Genomic DNA, 5156 nt, shown 5'->3' with positions numbered 1-5156 from the left:
GAGGGTGTCGAGGTGGAGCGGCCGGCCGGTGGGCGGTTCGGCTTCAGCCAGGCGTGCGGTCAGCGCCCGGGTGGCGTCGAGGACGAAGACGCCGCAATCATAGTCGTTGTCCTGCTGGGYCATSMGCAYSGGCTSCARGSGGGCGCCCAGCCGTGCTGCGAGYTGCCGTGCAAAGGGGCTGTTTTGGCCGCCGGAGGAGTCGTAGTGATAGGCGAGCGGCTGGGRSCCGCGCAGATCGACAAACAGCAGCGACCAGTGGGTGCCGCCCTGGTCAACCCCGGCATTGTTGAGGGGAAGGAAGACGAAGTCGGCCCTGCCGCTCAAGTTGGCCCCGCCACCGGCGRTGCCGTGGAAGATGGCGGYCGCCTCGGCCGCGTCCTCGGTCATGCGCAACAGATGGGCCACCGAAGGCTCGACCAAGCGGGTCCGGGCGGCGACGTCGGGATTGGCCCTGTGCAGCTCCCCGCCAAGCACAGCGTAATCGGCCGCGATGTGATCGTCTTCGAGCCATTGCGTTGCGCCGAGCGCCAGCCGATGCGCTGCAGCGCCCGGTCCGGCAGCCTGGCCCATTCCGGCAGCCTGGGGAAGTCCCGCAGCCTGGGGACGTTCGGCAGCCTGACGCCGGATCGGTCCAATGCCAGGGGGCACGACGACACCAGACGACGAGGCGAGGACCCGCAGCGATGCTGAGCGATGATCGTCGCGCCTGCGCTGTGCTGTCGAGGCCGCGGCGCTGGGAGCGCCGGAGGTGCCTGATGTCCCGGCAGTGGGCGGCCTCTCGGCAGCGGCGGGCGTTGGCATGGCAAGCGGCGTTTGYGTCGCGGCGGGCATCTCGTTAGCGGCAGGCGCTTTGTTAGCAGGCGTGGGGGCGGCTTCGTCCTCGCCGCCGCACAGGTAAGCGTGGAGCGCCTTCACGCAAGGCTCGGCGTTCTTCTTGTCCTGTCTATGCGGCGGAACCACCCTGATATCGGCTTGTTGGTAGAGCGGCGTGCGCTCCTCGAACATGCGGCTTAACTTCTGCTCGCCGTCGGGACCTTGCAGCAGCGGCCGGCTGGTGTCGTTCCTGAGGCGCCTGTGGATCACTTGCGGGTTGGTGTCGAGCCAGACCGACACCGCCTTCTCGCCGATCAGGCTTCGATTGTGCTGCTGGGCAAAGGCGCCGCCACCGGTTGCGATGACGCAAGGTCCATTCTCCAATAGCCCGGCGATCTGTTCGGCCTCCAGCGCCCTGAAGTGCGCCTCGCCATGGCGCTGGAACAGATCCGCCAGCTTTCCGTGCCGGGCTTCGATATGCTTGTCGGTGTCGACAAACTCCAACCCCAGCTTCCTGGCAAGCTCAGGGCCGATCGTCGACTTGCCGCTGCCCGGCATGCCGACCAGCACAATCGGCCGCATGCCGAGGGCGGCTATGATCGCGCCGGCCTGCGGCGAGCGGGCGGCCGCGAGCTGGCTTGCCCGGTCGGCGGTGGCCAACCTGGAGGCCCCAGCCGTCCGCGACCGGCTGTGGCCCGACGAGCCCCAGTGGKGGATGCTGGAGGCGTCAGGGGGAATGGCGACCTCAAGGCATCTGTCCTTCACGCGCTGCACGAGCTCGTCGGCCTTTTGCACAGCGTCCGGCTCGGGGTGCCGCCGCAGCCAGCCGATCTGCTTGTAGAGGTCGTGGTTTGCGAGCTTGGCCTGGTAGCTGGCCGGCGTATGGAACTCGACCTCGAAGCGATAGCCCTGCGGGGTGCTGAACACGGTGCGGATGGCGAGGAAGCTCGGCGTGCGCATCCTGAACCAGTTGGTGGTCTCGACCTCGCTGCAGCCGCGCTCCTCGAAGGCCAGCACGGCCGCCTTGAAGGCGCGCGTCAGGGCCGCGTCCGGGATCTCGAAGACATGGCGCACCGCRTTGGTGAGCAGCTGGGCCTCGGGCGCGGCGCTCACGCTTTGGCCGGTGAGCCCGTCGGCCATCGAATCGCGCCCGCGCAGGCGCTGCTCGAGATGCGGCATGGTCACCTCGATGCCGGCCTGCCGCAAAAGCGCGGCGACTGCTTGCGCGTTGGCGGTGATGGCGCCTTCTTCCGCCGCGGCGCGCTGGGCTGCGCTCCTGGCGCGCTCCAGGGCCTGCTCGCGGCTCAGCGTGATCGTGGCGGCGGGGTCGTCGGCGGCCGCGACGTCCAAGGGGCTGGGCAGGATGCCGTTCGCGGCGGCAAGCTTGATCGAGGCCTCCATGACCGAGGCCGCCAGCGTCGGATTGTCCTTCAGATCCGCCAGGCTGGCGTCGACGTCGAAGCGGCCCTGGTGCAGCGTTGCCGCCAGCGCCTTGACATAGGGCGCCGGCTTCAGGCCCGGGACCTGCTGCAGGAGCCGCTGCAGATCGGCGCTCTTCTTCATGAACAGCCGCGCCCCGGTGTCGGACTTGTAGGCGTCCGTGCCGACCTTGATGCCGACGCTCAACAGGTTGATGGCGCTTTCATGCAGATCGTGCGGGTTGTAGCCATCGGGCCGTGGATCGATGCGCGCCCGGCAGTGGTCGAGCAGGAGTTCGACGCGCTCCCTGGCGTCGGCGGCCGCCGGATAGGATTCGGCGAGCTCGGGAAACAGCGCGCCGGCGGCGGCGCTGACGCCAGCAGTTGCGCTGGTCGAGGCCGTGGCTCGCGCCAACGAGCCCTTGGGCTGCTGCTCCCCGTTGGGCTGCTCCTCATTGCCCTGGTGGGCCCAGGCCTCGAGCTCGCTGACCAGCAAGGCGGCCAGTTCTCGGGCCACCGGATGCCGGGCCGCCTCGCCGTCCTGCCTGGCCCTCTCGAGGAGCCCCTGCATGGCCTGGCCGTCCGGCCGCTCTGCCTGCAGCTGGACGCGGATGTCGGCCCTGAGCTCATGGTGAATGCCCTCGTAAGTGCCGAAGACGGCACGCTCGGCAAACCAGCGTTGCGCTTCAAGCGGCTGCGCCAGGACGTTGCGCTGCAGGCAGCTGTAGGTCTCCAGCACCTGCTGGGTGGCCGACAGGATCTGCCGGGAGCGGCTGAACTGGTAGCTGCCGTTCTCGATGGCCGGCGTGTGCGACTTCGGCGGCTTCAGCGAGGCCAGGCCGMGCGCCTGCTCCTTCTGGTCGAACTGGCGCACATGCTCGTAGAGCCTGGGCCGGTCGCCGACGATGACAACGGTRTCGCCGTCGAAATCGCCGTCGAGCTTCTTTTGTTCGGCGCTCGGCACCGCAACCAGCGAGCCGGGCGCGAACACCTCCGTCGCCTGCAGGATGCCGACGCAGTCGAGCCCGGTGTCGGCCTTGACCCGGTCCTTGCCCTCGAGCCAGTGCGAATGGCACTTGACGTCCTCGGCCGACATCACCACCGAACGCTCGGCGAAGGCGGCCGGYCACATCCGGTCGGGCACCACGATCAGGATGCCCTTGGCAAACAAGGTCGGATCGTCGGCGGCAAGCCTTTCCCCCGACTTGTGCGCGACGTTGAAGCTGTACTGGAAGGCCACGCACCGGTCCAGGAACGCCGCGGTCGCGTCGCCGTCGCGCGCCGACCTGACCTGGCCGGCGGCGAACGGGCGCAGGTTCGGCTTGTCGTAGGGCGAGCGCCCGACAAGCACGCCGCCGTCGGCGGTCAAGGTCTCGCTCTTGAGCGTCGGCACATAAAGGCGTCCGTCGCCGGACGGCACGGCGACGGCGCCCGGGCCGTCGATGTGGCCAGAGGTGACGGTCCGAAACAGCTCCTCGGCCGTCAGCCTCGGCTGCTCACGGCTGCCGAGCCAGGCCTCGGCCTTCTCGCGCGTCTCCTCGGCCACCGCTGCGTTGCGCGGATAATGCTGCAGGGCCGAGGCCGGCACCGAGGTTCGCTTGCCCTGGCCAAAGACACGCACCGGCGCGGCGCCGTCCGGGCGGACGGCCCGGGCGATGGCCGGCATGCGCTCGGCCAGCGAGGCCCTGATGAAGCCGCAGCCGTCATGCGGCCGCAAGGCGATCGGGCCGTCCGGCCCGGCGAGCCTGAAGGGATGCGCTGCCCCTGCCGGGCGGTCGGGCAGGAGCGACAGCCTGAAGGCGCCTTCCAGCGCATAGTCGTGCGGGCCAAGTCCGGCGATGTCCGGCGGCGCGGCAAAGCCGCGGCGTTGGGTGTAGTAATAGGCTTCCTTGAACGGCGCCCAGGCCCGCGCCAGCTGCTCGAAGGCCGTCCCCGGCGCCGTGTCGGCATAGGGGATCGCCAAAAGCTTGCCGCCGGTGGCCTCGTCGGCCGCGTCGGGCAGGCGGGCGGCAAGCTGGGCCAGCGTCTTTTGCGGCGCCTTCAGCTTGCTGCCGCCGAACAGGTCCATGCGGTAAGGCACACCCTCGACGCTGAGCGTGCGCGCCAGCATGAAGGCGCTCGGCTTGCCCGGCAGCTGCACCGCAACCACCTTGACAGCCCCCGAAGTCAGGCGGTGGAAGATGGAATAGCGCAGCTCCGCTTCGCCGGCCAGCGGCCGCCCCTGCATGTCGACCACCGGCAGCCGCATCAGTCCGGCATCGCCTTGCGGCGGCCGCGGCTCGTGGTCCATGGCCTCAAGCACGCCATGGACATCGAAGACGRCGGCGGCATGCTGGGCCTGGACGCTCGGCGCGTTCTGGGCCATGAAGGTGTCGAGCGCGTCGAGCGGCCCCTCCGCCTCGATCTCGGCGATCAGGTTCCAGCTCATGTTGGAAAGGTCGGCCTCGATGAGGGCGCGGGCGCTGTCCAGGATCTGGCTGGTCTTGGCGTGCAGCTCTTCCTGGCGGCGCCGCAAGGCGCGCTTGTCGCCCTCGACATAGGGCCGCCGGTAGAGCTTCTCCAGCACCGCGCGGGTCTTGAGCACCTGATAGATCGACAGCGCCGGGCAGCGGCTTGCATTGGCGCCGCTGTGGCGCTCGGCCTGGCCTGCCTCGAGATGCGCCTCGATCTTGCGCTCCACCACCGGCTGGATGGCRTTGAGCAGGTTCAGCGCCGGCCTGCGGTGCCAGCGCAACGCCGGCCGCGGGCTGCGCGCCAGCGGCAGCAGGGCGGCGCACAGATTGCCCATGGTCTCCAGGTTGTTGTCGCGCTCGAAGGCGGGCGTGGCGCGCAGCGCCTCCAGCCGGTCCAGCCCCGGCTTTGCCAGCACACCCAGATCGTCGGACAACTGCGCCTTGCTCAGGGCCTTGAAGATGTTGGCGATGG

General features: G+C 69.6%; 1 protein-coding gene. It reads right to left on the bottom strand.

Translation table 11 applies throughout. The annotated features are described in order from the left end of the window. The coding region (locus LCM4577_RS27105) for a shikimate kinase (RefSeq protein WP_071074196.1) at positions 1 to 5156 on the bottom strand (5156 nt) is incomplete at both ends.

It is taken from the genome of Mesorhizobium sp. LCM 4577 (assembly GCF_001854795.2).
GTDB lineage: Bacteria > Pseudomonadota > Alphaproteobacteria > Rhizobiales > Rhizobiaceae > Mesorhizobium > Mesorhizobium plurifarium.
This window is presented reverse-complemented; position numbering and strand designations above follow the sequence as displayed.